The 17,618-nt window shown below is 38.3% G+C and carries 15 protein-coding genes and 1 pseudogene; 6 read left to right on the top strand and 10 right to left on the bottom strand.

Features of this window, described 5'->3' with window-relative positions; genetic code table 11:
* Positions 1-14 precede the first annotated feature (14 nt).
* Complete coding sequence (locus tag CZ225_RS16950; protein ID WP_077154765.1) at positions 15-731, top strand: NigD1/NigD2 family lipoprotein; 717 nt, start codon at positions 15-17, stop codon at positions 729-731.
* Positions 732-869: 138 nt separating this feature from the next.
* Here CZ225_RS16950 and CZ225_RS16955 read toward each other — a convergent pair whose 3' ends face one another.
* Positions 870-1,796 (bottom strand): hydrogen peroxide-inducible genes activator, encoded by a 927-nt coding sequence (locus CZ225_RS16955; protein ID WP_077154766.1) that lies wholly within the window; start codon positions 1,794-1,796, stop codon positions 870-872.
* A 161-nt stretch (positions 1,797-1,957) separates the two neighbouring features.
* Here CZ225_RS16955 and CZ225_RS16960 point away from each other — a divergent pair, with 161 nt between their 5' ends.
* The gene (locus CZ225_RS16960; protein ID WP_077154767.1) at positions 1,958-2,434 is read left to right on the top strand and encodes a Dps family protein; all 477 of its coding nucleotides are present in this window, start codon (positions 1,958-1,960) and stop codon (positions 2,432-2,434) included.
* A 165-nt stretch (positions 2,435-2,599) separates the two neighbouring features.
* On the opposite strand, the gene CZ225_RS16965 is transcribed toward CZ225_RS16960, so the two are convergent.
* The 9 genes and pseudogenes from CZ225_RS16965 to CZ225_RS17005 all read right to left on the bottom strand — a co-directional run bounded on the left by CZ225_RS16965 (position 2,600) and on the right by CZ225_RS17005 (position 13,793).
* The gene (locus CZ225_RS16965) at positions 2,600-3,709 is read right to left on the bottom strand and encodes an AMP-binding protein (protein ID WP_077155868.1); all 1,110 of its coding nucleotides are present in this window, start codon (positions 3,707-3,709) and stop codon (positions 2,600-2,602) included.
* Positions 3,709-4,734: an o-succinylbenzoate synthase gene (locus tag CZ225_RS16970; protein WP_077154768.1), complete on the bottom strand. Its 1,026-nt coding sequence runs from the start codon at positions 4,732-4,734 to the stop codon at positions 3,709-3,711. Before CZ225_RS16970 ends, CZ225_RS16965 begins: the two co-directional genes overlap by 1 nt.
* A gap of 30 nt (positions 4,735-4,764) precedes the next feature.
* Complete coding sequence (menB, locus tag CZ225_RS16975; protein ID WP_025075023.1) at positions 4,765-5,589, bottom strand: 1,4-dihydroxy-2-naphthoyl-CoA synthase; 825 nt, start codon at positions 5,587-5,589, stop codon at positions 4,765-4,767.
* Positions 5,590-5,592: 3 nt separating this feature from the next.
* Positions 5,593-7,260, bottom strand: coding sequence for a 2-succinyl-5-enolpyruvyl-6-hydroxy-3-cyclohexene-1-carboxylic-acid synthase (gene menD / locus CZ225_RS16980; RefSeq protein ID WP_077154769.1), 1,668 nt, complete (start codon positions 7,258-7,260; stop codon positions 5,593-5,595).
* 61 nt (positions 7,261-7,321) lie between these two features.
* Positions 7,322-8,425, bottom strand: a complete 1,104-nt coding sequence (locus CZ225_RS16985; RefSeq protein WP_077154770.1) for an isochorismate synthase — start codon at positions 8,423-8,425, stop codon at positions 7,322-7,324.
* Positions 8,422-9,654 (bottom strand): Cof-type HAD-IIB family hydrolase, encoded by a 1,233-nt coding sequence (locus CZ225_RS16990; RefSeq protein ID WP_077154771.1) that lies wholly within the window; start codon positions 9,652-9,654, stop codon positions 8,422-8,424. Before CZ225_RS16990 ends, CZ225_RS16985 begins: the two co-directional genes overlap by 4 nt.
* A gap of 84 nt (positions 9,655-9,738) precedes the next feature.
* Positions 9,739-10,101: a DUF488 domain-containing protein gene (locus CZ225_RS16995; protein WP_025075027.1), complete on the bottom strand. Its 363-nt coding sequence runs from the start codon at positions 10,099-10,101 to the stop codon at positions 9,739-9,741.
* A 1,371-nt stretch (positions 10,102-11,472) separates the two neighbouring features.
* The gene (locus CZ225_RS17000; RefSeq protein WP_077154772.1) at positions 11,473-12,417 is read right to left on the bottom strand and encodes a YihY/virulence factor BrkB family protein; all 945 of its coding nucleotides are present in this window, start codon (positions 12,415-12,417) and stop codon (positions 11,473-11,475) included.
* Positions 12,418-12,497: 80 nt separating this feature from the next.
* Positions 12,498-13,793 (bottom strand): annotated as a pseudogene (locus tag CZ225_RS17005) (histidine-type phosphatase).
* Between the two features lie 308 nt (positions 13,794-14,101).
* Between CZ225_RS17005 and CZ225_RS17010 the strand changes: the two are divergent.
* The 4 genes from CZ225_RS17010 to CZ225_RS17030 all read left to right on the top strand — a co-directional run bounded on the left by CZ225_RS17010 (position 14,102) and on the right by CZ225_RS17030 (position 17,469).
* The gene (locus CZ225_RS17010) at positions 14,102-14,311 is read left to right on the top strand and encodes a hypothetical protein (RefSeq protein ID WP_077154773.1); all 210 of its coding nucleotides are present in this window, start codon (positions 14,102-14,104) and stop codon (positions 14,309-14,311) included.
* 361 nt (positions 14,312-14,672) lie between these two features.
* Complete coding sequence (locus CZ225_RS17020) at positions 14,673-15,626, top strand: manganese catalase family protein (protein WP_077154774.1); 954 nt, start codon at positions 14,673-14,675, stop codon at positions 15,624-15,626.
* A gap of 580 nt (positions 15,627-16,206) precedes the next feature.
* Positions 16,207-16,404, top strand: a complete 198-nt coding sequence (locus tag CZ225_RS17025) for a hypothetical protein (RefSeq protein ID WP_077154775.1) — start codon at positions 16,207-16,209, stop codon at positions 16,402-16,404.
* 261 nt (positions 16,405-16,665) lie between these two features.
* A complete protein-coding gene (locus tag CZ225_RS17030; RefSeq protein WP_077154776.1) occupies positions 16,666-17,469 on the top strand; it encodes a M48 family metallopeptidase in 804 nt (267 codons plus the stop codon).
* Positions 17,470-17,618: the final 149 nt, after the last annotated feature.

Here is a 17,618-nt window from a genome sequence, read left to right on the forward strand (position 1 = left end):
AACTTACAAAGTATATGAAGAATTTAAAGTTCATAGTATTTATCTTTGCTGTAGTAACCGCTATTCCCTTCTTGCAGTCATGTCAAGATGATGATGATACTCCCACCAATTTATTGGCCATCGGTACTATTAACACCATTCAGGACAACAAAGATTTATACTTTACTCTAGATGATGGAAAGACCATGTTTCCAAGCAATCCTCAGGAAATGGGAGCCAAAGAATACGAGGATGGACAGCGTGCTTTTATTATTTTCAATAAACTGGACGAGCCCGTCAATGGCTATGACTATAATATACAGGTAAAACGTATCCAGGAAATTCTGACAAAAGAGATTATTACTATAGACGAAGATGGAAATACAGAAGAGAAGATAGGAGATAATAACATTAATGCCACGTACATGTGGATTACGCAGGATAACAAATACCTGACCATTGAGTTCCAGTATTATGGGACACATACCGAAGACAAAAAACATTTCCTGAATCTGGTTATCAACCCATCAGATGAACGCCCCACAGCAGATAGTGAGAACGATTATATTAATCTGGAGTTCCGTCACAACAACGAAGATGATTATCCCGAACATTTAGGTGAAGGATACGTATCATTCAAACTGGACAAAATAAAAGATCAAATAGAAGGAAAGAAAGGACTGAGAATCCGTGTCAATACTATATACAACGGAATAAGGTACTATGAAGTGAAATTTCCTTCGGAAAAATAAATCAAAGTGCACGAAAACATCCTTATTTATAATTTGTTATATATTTGTGAGAGGGCGGTTGTTGCGATAATAATCGTCCTCTATTTGTATTTTACCTCTCAAAATATGAGATCAATGACACTCTTTCATTCAAGCTTTTTAAAGCAAATATTGAACAGATTGTAGAGACAACATGTTTTTAGGGATTGCAGCCTGTATCTCTTCTTTTAACACATTGAGCAAACTATACCGTATAAAGTCTTTGCTCGTCACCAACACTATCTGTCGAGTAGGACGAGGAATGGCAAATGGACGTACAAGTTCACGCTGCTCTTCAGATAGTTGTGCAACAGCCAATTCCGGAATAAAAGTAATTCCTTTCCCGCTTTCAACCATTCGCATAAATGTCTCCATACTTCCCAGATGATACGCCATTTGACTGACTTTTACAGCCTCTATCTGACAAAAGCGGATGAGTTGGTCACGAAAACAATGACCTTCATCCAACAGCCAAAGCCGCTCACCTGTGATATCAGAGGTACGAATCACCTCATGCTTGAATAATGGTTCTTTCTTTGACACATACCCATAGAACTGCTCATAAAATAGTGTTTCTTCCATCAAAAAAGAATCTTCCAACTTATTAGCAATGATTCCTGCATCAATATCTCCCGAATGTAGTGCTTGTTGAACATCCTGTGTCTTCATCTCAGTAACACGAATATCCAATTCCGGATACTTCTCCATCAGTTGGGGAAAGAAACGAGGCAACAAATAAGGAGCAATAGTAGGCAATACCCCTAAACGAAACACTCCAGTTAGTGTCTGCTTCTCTTCACTAATAATTTCCTTTACTTGCGCTGCCTGTGCCAGAATAATCCTCGCTTGGCTAATAACCTTCTCTCCGATAGCTGTCGGGCAAACCGGTTGCATTGTCCTATCAAACAACTTCACCCCCAATTCATCTTCCAACTTCTGAATCATAGCACTCAGAGTGGGTTGTGTCACCCTACAATACTCTGCAGCCCGAGCAAAATGGCGAAACTGGTCCACCGCTAAGATATACTCCAATTGTTGTATCGTCATATCTTCTGTCTTATTGAATTATCTATTATGATTTATAGTTTCATAGAATTCATCTATGCAAAGATAGATATTTTCAGTTTGACACGAAGCATTTTCCGCCCTATCTTTGTCGTACAGAAAAAAAATAAAAACGAGTATAAATCATTAAAAACGAAAAGAACATGAAAACTTTAGCATTAATCAAATTGAATGAATCTGGAGCCAATAACGTAGTAGCATCTTTGCAACAACTATTAGCAGACTTCCAAGTGTATTACACCAATCTCCGCGGTTTCCACTGGAACATCAAAGGGCATGATTTCTTTGTACTTCACAGTCAGTTCGAAAAAATGTATGATGACACTGCAGAAAAAGTAGATGAAATCGCAGAACGCATCTTAATGTTGGGTGGAACTCCTGCAAATAAATTCAGTGACTATCTGAAAATTGCCAATATCAACGAGGTTGATAAAATAAGTAATGGTGAACAAGCATTAGAAAATATTCTGGAATCTATCAGTTACTTGATTGGTGAAGAACGTAAAATCCTATCAATAGCTTCCCAAGCCGGAGATGAGGTAACTGTTTCAATGATGAGTGATTACTTGAAGGAACAGGAAAAACTAGTCTGGATGCTGGTTGCTTATAATAATAAGTAAGAGAGAGTATCTTTACTTCATCGAAACAAACAGATCATCAAACGCAGGTTCTCAAAAAGGATCTGCGTTCCTATTTTTTTATAAGCCCTTTCTATAGTTACTATTCAATCGATCCAATTTCCTATATTAGCCAGTGAATAACTTTCATGTTATCAGTCAGCCCTACTAACATTTTTCCATATCCTGTGATAATAGAATCTTTTTCGCTAAATCACGACAAGCTTTACGATCTATTTTTCCATTTTCAGTTTGTGGGATTTGCTCTACAATATAAATGTATTTAGGACAGTAATAGAGAGGTAACACAGACTTTATTCTATTTTCCAATTCCTCTACATTTGACAGCTGCATGGTTAATAATGTCACAGCTTGCCCCAAACGGCTATCAGGTACTGAAGTTATAACAAATGGTTCGGAGATCAATGAATGAAGTTTCTTTTCTACTTCTTCCGCTTGTATTTTAATCCCGCCACTATTGATAACATTATCTTTCCTACCCAAAATTGTAAAACTCCCGTCCGAATAAATACACGCTATATCATTCGTATACACTGTGTCATTACACACTAAAGGGGCTTCGATCACTAATGTATTTTCCTGAGACAAAGAGAGTTTTACTGAATCAAAAGGATAATAACGTTCCGAAGCTAATTTTCCATTGAGCCGTCGAAGAGCGATATGAGATAAAGTCTCTGTCATACCATAGGTAGAATAGACTGCCCCCGGAAGATTTTTAATTTCGGCTGCCAAGGAGTTATCTATTGCACCTCCACCTATTATTAAAATATCGATTTGTTCTAATCGTTTGCGTTCTTCTTCTTTTTGAAGAGTATTATATACCTGCAAAGGAACCATTGCCGCAAACCTTAAAGGTCCCTTCACATCCGCCAACGGATGACCGGAAGCCGGACGAACTATTAAATTCAAACCTGCAACCAAAGAACGTACAACTACCATCATTGCTCCAATATAGCGGAGATTCATACAAAGCAATGCCGTATCACCTGACTGTAAGTTCAAATGCTCACAAGTCAGCCGAGCACTTTGCATCATCCGGTCTTTACTAACTAATAATTCTTTGGGTACCCCCGTAGAACCAGAGGTATGAACCACTAAAGTAGGAGAATCATCAAACCATTCCTTCAAGAATAATAGTAATTCCCAAATGGCGTGAGGAAATTCTTTTTCACCTCTTTCTATCAGACTGCTCACATCTTTGGAAGTATATTTTCTCCCGTCCAGCAGTAAACTCTGTTTCTGTCGATCAAATATCATCATTTACAATACCACAGACAATCTTTTCTTATCTCAAGCGGCATCTCTACATTATCCGTAAAAAGCAAACCGGTCCCTAACCCTTGTGGCAATGGATTATGGAAAATTGAACACCATTGTGCGATAGCATTCAAACCTATATTCGATTCCAAAGCAGAAGTAATCCACCAACCTACTTGTTGTTTTTCCGCTTCAGCAATCCACTCTCCTCCTCCAATCATTCCTCCATGAAGTGAAGGCTTGAGAATGATATATTGCGGATGAATAACAGATAGAAGTTTTTGCTTCTTCTCGATGGTATTGAGACCTATCAATTCCTCATCCAAGGCTATTGGCAACGGAGACTCAGAAGCTAGACGAGCCATTTCTTCCCACTGTCCGGCACGAATAGGCTGTTCGATAGAATGCAAATCAAGTTCAGACAGGCGTTTTAGTTTTTCCATAGCATCAGCTGGAGAAAATGCCCCATTTGCATCTACACGCAATTCGATTTCTTTGGATGAGAAGTGAGCACGAATATGGCGAAGTAATGCCAATTCTTCGTCAAAATTGATAGCACCTATTTTCAGTTTGATACATCGGAACCCTATTTCCATTTTTTGTTCTATCTGCTCAAGCATGCTTTTAGAATCCCCCATCCAGATAAGTCCATTGATAGGAATCCCAACTTTTCCACGCGAGAAATCAGTATCCCATAAAGCCCAATCACCGATAAAGAAATGTCTGGTAGCTGTCTCCAAACCAAAAAAAATGGAAGGATAATCCCGTAATGCTTCTATATCCAACCTTCCTCCTTGCTGTTCCACCTTTCGACACATATCTACCAAAATCTGTTCATAACCCGGAACATCATCACAACTTAAGTTAGGTAATGGTGCACATTCACCTATCCCTATCCGATCCGGGAATTCAGAAGAAGTGAAACGAAGATACCAAACCTTCCGGGTCGTATATACTCCTCGAGAGGTACCAGCCGGTTGCTTAAAATGAAGCAACCGGGGAACAATGTCAATTTTGCAATCCATTCTACTAAATGCGCAAATTTGAATGTTATTTTATGGGAATTTGGGATATTGTTTAAAGTTAGGTTTACGTTTCTCCAAAAAAGCATTTTTGCCTTCTTGTGCCTCGTCAGTCAAATAGTAAAGTAAAGTTGCATCACCCGCTAATTCCTGAATACCGGACTGCCCGTCCAATTCAGCATTTAAACCTGCCTTAATCATTCGCAATGCTAATGGACTAAGCATCATCATTTCCTCCGCCCATTGAACATATTCATCTTCTAACTTTTCTAAAGGAACAACCTTATTTACCAATCCCATATCTAAAGCTTCCTGTGCATTATATTTGCGGCAAAGGAACCAAATCTCACGCGCTTTTTTCTGGCCAACCACACGTGCTAGATAGGAAGCTCCGAATCCTGCATCAAAACTACCCACACGAGGACCTGTCTGTCCGAAAATAGCATTCTCCGAAGCAATGGACAAATCACACACCACATGAAGCACATGGCCGCCGCCAATAGCAAATCCATTTACAGCAGCAATCACCGGTTTCGGAATACTACGGATTTGCTTCTGCACATCCAATACACTTAAACGAGGTATTCCATCCTTCCCAATATAACCACCACGTCCTTTTACATTCTGATCACCACCGGAACAAAAAGCTTTATCACCTGCACCTGTAATCACAACAACATCAATATCCGCCTCTTCGCGGCAGATGCGTAGCGCATCACTCATCTCGGCTGTAGTAGTGGGAGTAAATGCATTCCGATAACGTTCCCGATTAATCGTTATACGAGCGATTCCATTATAATAATCAAAAAGAATATCTTCATATTCTCTGATAGTGGTCCATTCTCTTTGTTCTGACATAATCTATTTTTGTTTTAATTGATGATAATAATCTTTCAAAATACGGGCATCTTTGTTCTTGTTCGTAAAAACTTCCATCAAGACAGGCTGCTCCATTGCTTCCGGTAAAGTAAACACTTTCATTGCTTCCGTTAATTGTTCGTCATTTTCCACACACAAATATAAGAAGCCACGTTCCTCTGCCCACCCTTTAGCAGATGTTTTATGAGTAGCAGTGATAAACTTATGAGAGGTCCCTGACATATCTAGTCCAGGCAAGGTATGAAATATTTCCCCACCTCCGTTGTTCAGCAAAAGAATACGTAAATTGGGACGTATATTGTTAGTCCATAAAGCATTCATATCATAAAAGAAACTTAAATCGCCAATGGCTACAAAGTTCAGTTTATCCGAACAGGCTGCATAACCTACAGCAGTGGAAAGAGAGCCTTCAATGCCACTTGTTCCCCGATTACAACAGACCTCAATGGTTGAAGGTACAGAGTATAACTGTGCATAACGTACAACCGAACTATTTGCCAAATGTAAAGCACACGATTCCGGTAAGGATTTAATCAATGCTCCTATGGCAGACATTTCCGAATAAGGAAAATTGGGTTCGGGAATGATCTTACAATAATTCTCCCACACAAGTGGATATCCGGGGGTACGGTTATCCAAAAATCCGGCTATTTTTTCCAAAAACTCAAAAGGATCCATCTCAATGATAGTAGTCAGTGAGCCATATAAATCTACGACTTCCCCATCCGGAGAGACATGCCAATGTTCCTTAGGCGGATGCTGGCGCAAGAATTTCTTCAATCGTTTCGAAACAACATGTCCACCATAAGTAATCAGAAGTTCAGGAGTCATCTGAGTTATCTTCTCTTCAGGTATGGCATAAAGAGCAGCATCAAAGTTCTTCACTGGAATGCCAGGAGTCGTCCGATTACCGATATGTTCTGTTAACCATGCGAAGTGTCTGTACAATAGCTTTGTATGTTTTTTCTCAAATAGATAAATCAGATTCATCTGACCTACAATTACCATCCGCTTATTGTATTTATTCAGACGATCAATCAAATCATTATAGTCTCTATCGTAAACATTTAATCCCTGATAACGAGTGATAACCCTTACTTGCGGAAGTGAATCTTCAGTAAACTGAAACAAAGGTTCAGAAATAGGAATATTAATGTGTACCGGACCTTTTCCATGATGATTAGTCTCCAAAAGAGCCTCATTGATAAGACGATTACAATACCATTCATCTTCTTCCGAATTAATTTCCGGAAGATTCACAGACTTCTTTACCAATGACTGAAAAACACCAGGTTGTGGCAATGTCTGACCATCCATCTGTCCAATCCAGGAAGCAGGACGATCGGCAGAAATAACGACTAAAGGAATATTCTGGTAATACGCTTCCGCCACAGCCGGATGTAGATTCAGCAATGCTGTACCCGACGTGCAACAAATAGCGGCGGGACGACCACCATTAAGACTCAGTCCAATGGCAAAGTAACCTGCACTTCGTTCATCTGTCATTGAATAACAAGTGAAATTCGGATGAGTGGATAGAGTATGCACAATAGGTGCGTTACGACTACCCGGACATAAAACGACCTTTGTAATCCCATACGCTTCCAGTAGCGCAACCAATTGAAGTATATTTTTCTTATCTGTATACATAGGAATATCAATTATTACTTAACTTATTTTACCATCACCCATGAAAAGAGCTCACCTGTTTTTATGAAAGAGCTGGAGTAAGTCTCCGCATGGTTTGCAGTTTTTTTTCCGTTTCCTGCCATTCATCATTCAGTTCAGAGGAAGCCAAAAGTCCTCCCCCGGCATAAAACGTCAAAGTCTCTTTACCAACCTGCATACAACGCAGATTCACATACAAATCTGTTCGTCCATCGGGATCAAGCCATCCTATAAATCCGGAATAATAACTGCGGTCATACCCTTCATTATCTACTATAAAACGGTAGGCTTCTTCTTTGGGAAGTCCACAAACAGCAGGAGTCGGATGTAACACATTCAAGAGTTCTCCCAAAGTCTCGCTATTCTTTAAAGAAAACTGGAAATCCGTCTTCAAATGTGACAAAGCACCTGCATAAGCAGGATAAGGTCCGTTTTCAGTGGCCCGAATTCCTAACGAAAGCAGTTGATGACGAATATACGACGTCACATACTCCTGTTCCTTCCGATTCTTATCATCCCATATTTGCGGAAGTTTTCCGCCTTGCAATGGCTGAGTTCCTGCTAAAGCCACTGTATTCCATTCTTTTTTTTCTCCGGACAATAGAATCTCAGGGGTACTTCCCAGCCAAATACCAGTTTGAGGAGTATAACATAAATATATATACGAATGCACATAACGTCGGCAAGCAATCCGAAAAGCAGCTAATGGAGAAAATTCGGATACTTTCTGAATGGTCAAACAACGTGAAAGCACGAGCTTATCGAAAGTATGATTGCTCAATGCTTCTATAAAAGTATGAAAGCATGCTGCATACTCTTCAGAACAAGAAGCTATAAATGATTCCTCCTCTGAAGAAAACACTGAAAAATCATCCGGAATTATTCCTTCCTCAATAGGCAAAGGCTGTCCCGGCTGCTCTGATTGTATCAATACAATAGGGCATGCCTCACTTACATGAAAAGGTGCGATTACAAATCCTCTTTGTCCATCCAAATCCTTCACATCATAAATCAAGCAAACTTCACCGGTCGTTTGTGTCAAAAAACGAGGATGCTCCTCCCCCGGAATACGGTAAATAGCAAACGGCTGTTTCCGCTGAATAAATGCATCAATAGTTGTCAAGTTCCTTATTTCTTCGTCGGTCATCTCTTTTTCATAACACTGTTTACTACCCGTACGGAAGATACTAATTTATTAGTTGAAGTAAATACATCGACATTCCATACATGGGAAGAACGGCCTTTATGTACAATAGTCCCTACTGCACGAACAGTATCCCCTTCGTGTGCGGAAGATATATGATTTCCACTGACTTGCATACCAACAACAATTTCATCCGGCTGGCAAAGAATCATCGATCCAAGTCCGGCAACAGTTTCTGCCAATGCAAGAGTAGCTCCGCCATGTAAGATACCAAAAGGTTGGCGGGTACGGTGATCGACCGGCATTGTGGCTTCCACCCGATCTTCGGCAGCATAAGTATATTGAATACCCAGGTTTCCCATCAACGCATGGCGGGCCTGTGCATTCAATTCATCAAGAGGAATTTCCGCCGCACGAATTTCTTCCAGAATAACTTTCTCCACAGCAATAGCTACTCCGTCTTCTTCATTCGAAGCTGTCACATAATCTGCACAAGCTTTTACCGAATCTTGCGAATGTCCCATGGCAATGCCCAATCCGGCTAGCTGGATCATAGTCACATCACATACTCCGTCACCTATTGCAATCACTTCTTCACGTTTCATCTTCAACTGTTCCAATAAAGCACCCAGTGTATTAGCTTTGTCAATGGAACAAGGAACAACCTCAAGAAAATACGGTTCAGAACGGAAAACATCCAATGCTCCATTCAACCGTCTTTTCCAATGATCTTCCAAGCTTACCAATGATTCTTCGTCATCACTTACCAACATACATTTGCAAGGAGCGAAATCAATAGCCGTTGAAAACTCTTCTTCCTTAATTACCCGCAGATTATTGAGCCGGGCTTCACTTTGAATATGTTCATTCTCTGGTGCATTCGTGATAAGAGTATCATCATGATAAGTAAATAAAGCAAATCCATTTTTATGTGCTTTCTTCTCCAGATATGGCAGCATCTCAGGATTGATCCGTCTTTCAAACAGTATTTTCCCGTCTTGTGCATCGATTATCTGACAACCATTGTATGACAGGATATAACCTCCGTAATTTCCCAGTTCAAGAGACTTAGCCAACGGCATTACCCCATATGTAGGTCTGCCGGATGCCAATACAATGCGCACTCCCATTTGTTGCACTTTCAGTAAAGCGGCAAGTGTACGCTTACTAACTTCTTTTGTCTCATTGAGAAGAGTTCCGTCTACATCAAGAACCAATAATTTATATTTCATGGCTTCACGATTTTGATTTAGATTACAAAGGTAGGAAATTGAGCGAACGACAGAAAGCGGAAACTGATAAAAATTACTATTATTTCATTCTTTCAGATGTGTTTCCAGATAATCCCGAAGGATTCGGGCATGATTATAGATTAGTTCTTTAGAAGCGTAAATCAATGTTACTACAGGATATGGTTTGATAAGAGACAGAAAATCAGCCATGGCCGGAGAAGTTTCCAGCTCTTTTTGATACAATACCACAAAGTCATTCCAATGCCCCGGAATATCCTCATGAAACCACTGCCGCAACATTGCGGAAGGAGTTATATCTTTCGCCCAATAATCATATCTTAAACACTCTTTTTTGATGCCGCGTGGCCATAATTTATCCACTAAAACCCGATATCCATCTGTCTCCGAATATTCTTCGTATACTCGTTTTATCCTAACTTGAACCATTGTCGTTTATACTAAGTTTATATAGAATAAACCAAGAAAACAGTAAATTGTTTAAATAAGCTGTTCAATTAGTACTTTCTAAACCTGACATATAACCAAATGGAAAATAACTATACTTTATACGGTTTTATAGTAACATGATTCTCAACTCTAACGGATACAAACCTGTGTCAATACAGGGAAACGCAAGATAATATAAACTTTTTTCAAAACAAGACATGAGCAAACTAACGTTCAACAATGAGAGTAGAAAAAAACAAAGTGAGAGTAATCCTCTACAAGTCACAATTTACATATATCACTGTTTATCAATATATTAAATCATTGCTAATTCTCCAAAAAGAAAGTAATTCGCTACTCTCACTTTCACTCTCACCTTTATGCTCCTTTTCCTCAAAACACTCTCAGGTCAAGAGCAGTATTTGTCAACAAATTACAAATACTGCTTACAGTACATCCGACTAATAATGTTTGAACTAAATAGTCACACTGCTTTTGATACTGGAAAGTAGGAAGAGCCAATTGAGCACCATGACTTTCTGTTCGTACCTTAAAAATAACAGGGGCTTTCTCATGTGATTAAGATCTAACTACCGTCCTTCTTGTTCAGGATATCAATATCGTGTGTATATAGAAAAGGAGTAATCGTTTATTCGGTATCCCCGGGAGTATTAGGTAAAATTTTAAACAATATTATAAATCTTTTTTTCTTAGCACTATCATAAACAAAGTACTCTCACTTTAAAAAAACAGCTATCACTTCGAACATATAAGCACCAATAATAAAATCACATAATAAACTAATAATCAATAATATACTTACCACAACACGAAAAAAGGAAGCAGGAAAGAAGCGTAAAGTGAGAGTGAGAGTGAGAGTAGCCTGAATCAGGCTTCCACAAAGGTCGATTTAGGCTAGAAAAGCGAATTAAAAGCATTCATAATATCACACAACAATTATATAATTTAGACAACTTTTCATCCATCAAATCCTCAGTATCCAATGAATAAGACAGAAAAACCAAGATCACAAAAGATAAATAAAAGTAAGAGCGAATAAATCAAGTATAAGAGTACCCCAAATCATGTACAAGAGTGACATCAATCAAGTACAAGAGTGACACCAATCAAGTACTAGAACTGACAGACTGAAGTACAACAATTCACCAAATGAAGTACAAGAAACGATCAGGTGAAGTACAAGAGTAGCACATGTGAAGTATTCAATTATTCAGGGTTTCCGTTTTTTTAGAATCTTATCCAAACACCTGCCATTTCATTTAACTTCTTTGCCCATATTTCCACATAAAGGTTCTATTTTGTCATATCTGCAATATAATGGATGTAATCAGCTCTTCGATGAATACTTACCTATTCATTTCCCTTTATAGGCCTATCCGTATGTATTTCTATAATTTTAGTTGAAACAGCATATTCATCAGGAACTATTTTTCCACCCATTTCATTTGCCCATGCTTTAGTAAATTCGGCTCCCAAATATATGATAATGGAAGAATAATAAATCCATGTAATAAAAACAATCATAAATGCAGCAGCCCCGTAAACGCTACCCACATTAGTCATCTCTATATAAAAAGAGATTCCCCATTGCCCTATCAATAACAATATAGTGGTCACCATTGCTCCAATACAAACATCCCTGCTTTTTATTTTTGCATCGGGTAATATCTTAAATATTAATGTAAATATGATAGTCGTTATAATGATATTTATAATGATTCCTATTATCCTGACCAATGAACTAGCCACTTCCGGATAATTAACCATAAAGTTTTTGCTCAACTCTCCGATTATATTGGTAATAGTAAATGTAATCAAAAGTATAAAAGCAAATACAAGAATGACTGAAAAAGAAAGTATCCTATTTTTAATATATTTAAGCCAACCTTTTTTAGGAACTGCCTTTATTCCCCAGATTGTATTTAATGAATTTTGTATCTCCGCAAAAATTGTAGTAGCACCAAAAATAGAAATGATTAAACTAACAATGGCAGCAAAAGTAGAAGTGTCAGCCTTCTCAGCATTAGCTATAATATAACTCAGTGCTTCAGCAACTTCAGGTCCTACAATTGATTTTAATTCAACATATAGCTGATTGGCAAGGTCCATTTGGAAATAGACCCCAATAGTAATTAATAGAGAAAGAAAAGGAATAATTGAAAACAACGTTGCATAAGCCAATGAAGCACTCAACCTAGTAACATTGTCATCAATAAATCCCACAATTGTATCCTTTAATACCTTTAATAATAAAGATAAACTAAATTTCTTCTTTTTCATTGCTAAAACTTCCATTTTAATCTTTCTTTATCCATACAGCTACATGATGAGCAGCATCATCAATCTCACTACTCCCTTTTTATACCAATTGAGTGCTAGGAAAAGATATCCAATAACTCTTCTCTTTTTAAAAGAATTGCTTTTGCCATCTCAATTCTCTCATTAAGATATGTACAAACTGTTTCCCACTGATAATAAGGGAAACAAGAAGTAAAGACAGGAAGTACTGCTTCTTTTTCATTCAAAAGAATTTTCACCCATATCTTACGATCTTTATCATGATAAAAAACCCATTGTACATTAGCAGCCATTGGAGAAATCTCATAATCTTTCCAATATCGGGAAACAGAATCGGAAATGGAAACTTGGACATCCGTTTTTTCTATTCCCATCAATGCCACAAAAGGAATAACCGTTTCCGCATGAGCAAAACGAAAGTTCGCCCGAATATCAGACTTACCACTTATGACCTCCTCTGCAGTATGAATGAATTCTGCTAATAAAGGTCATGAAATTGCAACAGGCAACATTTTTCCGACAGGTGCAGCACTCTTGCTCATATACTGTCGCAAATTTTGTGTCTGCCAATAATCGCTCCATTCGTCTATTGTGAAAAGGCTATCCAAATTGGTCAAATCACCTGTATCGGGAAGTATGGCAGCAATGGAAAATAATGCCATGACAAATTCCTCTGCTTCATGATCTGTTTCTTGTCCCGATCTAAAAAAGAGATTTTTCATAATAGGAGCAGGAGATATCTTTTTTCTCACAAAATCTTTATATATAGGAAGCCAATCACCTTTTTCCTTATAATCAACATAAGGCTTGTTTAAGAAAAAAAAACGAAGTATATCATTATATTGCCTTCCCTCATTACGTTGTATGCGCAACGAAGAATTATATTGTGCCATGCAGGCAAGAAATACATCCATACTATGTATACAACGGGGTACATAAGTCGCTATTGCCTCTATTTTAGCTGAATCGCTGAATAGTGGGGAATAGTGTTTCATCATACGTCTGGCTATCCCTTGTTGCTCCATTTCTCCTACGACTGATAAATTTCCCCATTGCCCCTCAAAAGCCTCTGATAAATGCTGTAATGTAGAAAGCAACCTTACTCCCGCCGTTGTTAATCTGTTTTCCTGTTGAGCGGCAATTAACATCCCCTTCACCTTATTCAAAGCCTTGCCTGAAGTTGGAAAACGAGCTCCATGTCTTCCCAGATGATTCATATAGAATGGAACCATACTGTCCTGAAAAAGCACAGTCGAGTCTTTCACAACAGGATATGGCATAGCTGTTCCCGCATATTGTCGTATTCCAACCTGCCCCCATATTATTGAGGCAGGACAAAGCATAAAAATTCCGATTAACAATAATTCTTTCATATTATCCATCCATTTTATTTATAGACTATAACGATGGAAGAAGAGTAATGTTCATCTGGAATCCGATAGAACATTACATGGTTACAATAACCAACATTAACATGTCATCTCCTCCCTATTATGTATATAAGAATTGTTGTTAAAACCTTCTTTTAGCACAAACTATTTTCTTACGCACTGCGTTTTCCTTTCAAACGGAACTGGGGGACTGCCACCTGTTATGATTCCACAAAATATTAGTTCTTATACATTAATATAACTATAAATTGGTATTATGTATTTTATAATTAACCTAAACCAACTTAATTATGGAAACTAGTAAATCTAACTTTCTGATCGGTCTGACAATAGGTTCAGCTATCGGAGCACTTGCTTATCGTTATTCACGTACGGCAAAAGCCAAAATACTAAAAAAGAAAATTCATCATGCCATAACAAAAATTACCGACCAGGCGGAAGATATTACAGATACCTTGAAAGACAAGGTTCACACAGCTCTTCCAAAAGTCAAAAGATAGGCTATGCAGCAGGCAATTTGACTATGAATATGGAATGGAACAATAAATGCAAATATCTCTCTACATCCTTACAAACAAAGGATTATGAAGAATTACACATGCTATGTCTGTCAGCTTATGCAGAAGGCCGTAAAGATGAGAGGAACAATGCGCTGGAAGCATATCGGCTCAGGTGTAGCTCCCTTTTAGGAAACAAATGCATGGATTCTTCTGCAGAAGTACGAAAAAAGACCTGCGATGGGAACTGTTATTATATAAGAAAATATTTATCTGAATTGGATAAACTGGATGGATCTTAATCATATAAAATACAGATGTACATCTAATTAACCTAAATTATTAATTAAAAAATGAATCTATTATGTTTTACCATGTAAAAGAACTTCAGTTCAATGCTCGTGTATCACAGCCTGATCCTCGTTTCGCACGTGTGATGCTTGAAGCATTCGGTGGGGCCAACGGTGAGTTGAAATCTGCTCTACAGTATTTTGTACAGGCATTTAGTTGCCATAATCCCTACCCTGACAAATATGACATGCTTATGGATATTGCCACTGAGGAATTCGGTCATCTTGAGATCGTTGGTGCAACCATTCAAATGCTTCTCGGACCTGTAAATGGAGAAATGAAAGATGTGATGGAAGATTCTCCTTTGCGTACCATGATGGAAGGAAAAGCAAGCAAAGAAGATCTCATTCACCAAGCCTTCACTAATCCAGCTTTTTTGGTTACAGCTCCTGGAAGCCCTGTACTGACAGACAGTAATGGGAATCCATGGTGTGCTACCTATGTGTCAGCCAATGCTGATTTAACGGTAGACCTGCGGTCCAATATGGCTGGTGAAGCTCGTGCTAAAATAGGTTACGAAAATCTCATTCCGCTTACAGATGACCCGCTTGTGAAGGAAACGCTTGTATTTCTTATGACCCGTGAAGTAACTCATTTCCAACAATTCGAAGCTGCATTAGAAACAATTCAGCCCAACTTTCCACCAGGAGTATTTCAAACATCCCCTCGATATAGTAATCTTTATTTCAATCTTTCTAATGGAAAAGAAGTCCGTGGACCATGGAATGAAGGTGAAAGTTCCAGGCTCAAGGAAGAATGGCAATATATCGCTGATCCGATAAATGAGGTCAGAGATACTGACGGACTGCTTCACCGTGAACCGGAAGGCACTGAACGGACAGAAGAGGAAGTGCTCCAGACTGATAAAAAATTAGCTGAAGAACGCAGTAATGAAATACTTTCCAGTATTCCTAAGGGGGAAATGTGTTGGTGCAATTATGAAAATCAAAAGAATAAAAGGAAATAATATTTCCAAATTCTCCCATTGTTTAACTTAAATACTTAACTTTATGACAACAAAAACTGAGAAAAAACAAATGGAAGCAAAAAGTGACAAGAAAGGTACACAAAGTAAGGCTAATGAAAATAAGCCTACCGCTTCAAAAAAGAAATCGGACAAGAAATAGTCTGATATTCTAACAGAATGAATTTTAAGCCTTTATCCCGATGGAGAACTGTTCTTCTCCATCGGGAACTCTAGAAGACCTATTATTTAACCCCCTAAACTAAATGCCATATGAAAAAGAAAATTTTTATCATCTCAGCATGTTTAATAGCCATATACGTATCATCTCGTTGGAACCAAAAGGAACAAGGAGCTAAAAATGTAAAAAAAGTCACGAATAATACATTGGACCATATTTCCGACCCAAAAGAAAGGTAACACCAACAGTCAATGATCCCGACAAAACACAAAAGTGTGTCGGGCAAGACACAGGTGGTAAAAAACAACTCTAGGAAGATTACAACAGCGTAAAAAACAAGTTAATTGAAACATACGCTTGTATTCTTCCACAGTTCAATTATCAATCAAAATTTATATAGGTATGAATATCCTTGCTGTCTGGTTTGCCGGTCTGGTACTAACAATCAAATGCGCTTGGGAAATTAGTTTCCTCAAAATTCAAGCAGGAAAAAAAATTATAGCTATCCTAACAGTAGTCCTTACAAGCTGGATAGGTGCATTCCTCTATACTTTCTTCTTCAAAGAAAAAATAGTGGCATGGTTAAACAGAGAACGATGATAAGCGATCTCAAGAAATATTCAAGACACATGGCCTAGCCCCCCCCAAGAAATAACACAACCACTAGAAAGATCAAGCGTAGATTATACACACACTTGGCTTTCGTCTTTTACCGACTTTCAAGACTACTGGATGCATAGATAAAGATACTCTCTAAGAAATCGACTGTTTAGTAATAAAAAAAAGACATATCCCTCCCTTTATATTATCATAAATTTGCGTATTTTTGCGAAAAAATTAAAAAACATTCAATACAAAAAGATGAAAAGAACAGTTATCAAATGCCTTGTCACATTGTGTTGCATGGCCTTTACTATGCCCGCTATGGCACAGTTTAATTTAAAAAAAGCTATTAATAGTGCTGCTAAGGCTACCAAAGCCGTTACTCTTACAGATGAAGAAATGAAAGAGTATGTAAAGGAGTATATAGATTGGATGGATGAGCACAACCAAGTGTGTGCAGATGACAACGAATATGCCATCCGTCTTAAAAAACTGACAGAAGGTTTGACTGATGTAGAGGGTACTCCTTTGAACTTCAAAGTTTATTATGTAATTGACGTAAATGCCTTTGCATGTGCAGACGGAAGTATACGTGTATTTTCCTCACTGATGGATATCATGAGCGATGAAGAGCTATTGGGTGTCATTGGTCATGAAGTAGGACACATCGCACACAAAGATTCCAAAAAAGGATTCCGTACAGCTCTACTCACCTCTGCACTGAAAGATGGCATTTCTTCACAGGGCGGTACTGCTGCTAAGCTAACCGACTCACAATTGGGCGACCTAGGCGAAGCTTTGGTAAACTCCACTTATTCACAAAAGCAAGAACGTGATGCCGATGATTACGGATACGAGTTTCTACAAAAATCCGGTAAAAATCCATGGGCAATGGCCCTCTCTTTCCGCAAGCTAAAGCAGCTGCAAGATGAGGCTGGAGCCAAAAAGGACAACAAGCTAAACCAGTTGTTCTCTACCCATCCCGACCTAGAAATGCGTATCAAACGTATGGAAGAACGCGCCACTGCCGAAGGCATACAGTCCCCTACCGCGAATAAATAACCTAACATATAAATAATCACTTCAACAAAGTAATATATCGTACATTCGTATTCTTTATGTAAGTCATATTACTTACCTGATGTTGCCCAGTTCGTTTTCCTAGTTATAAAATGGAAAGCAGAATTGGGCTACTTATATATTTGGGGATA

The organism is Bacteroides bouchesdurhonensis (genome assembly GCF_900155865.1).
Classification (GTDB): domain Bacteria; phylum Bacteroidota; class Bacteroidia; order Bacteroidales; family Bacteroidaceae; genus Bacteroides; species Bacteroides bouchesdurhonensis.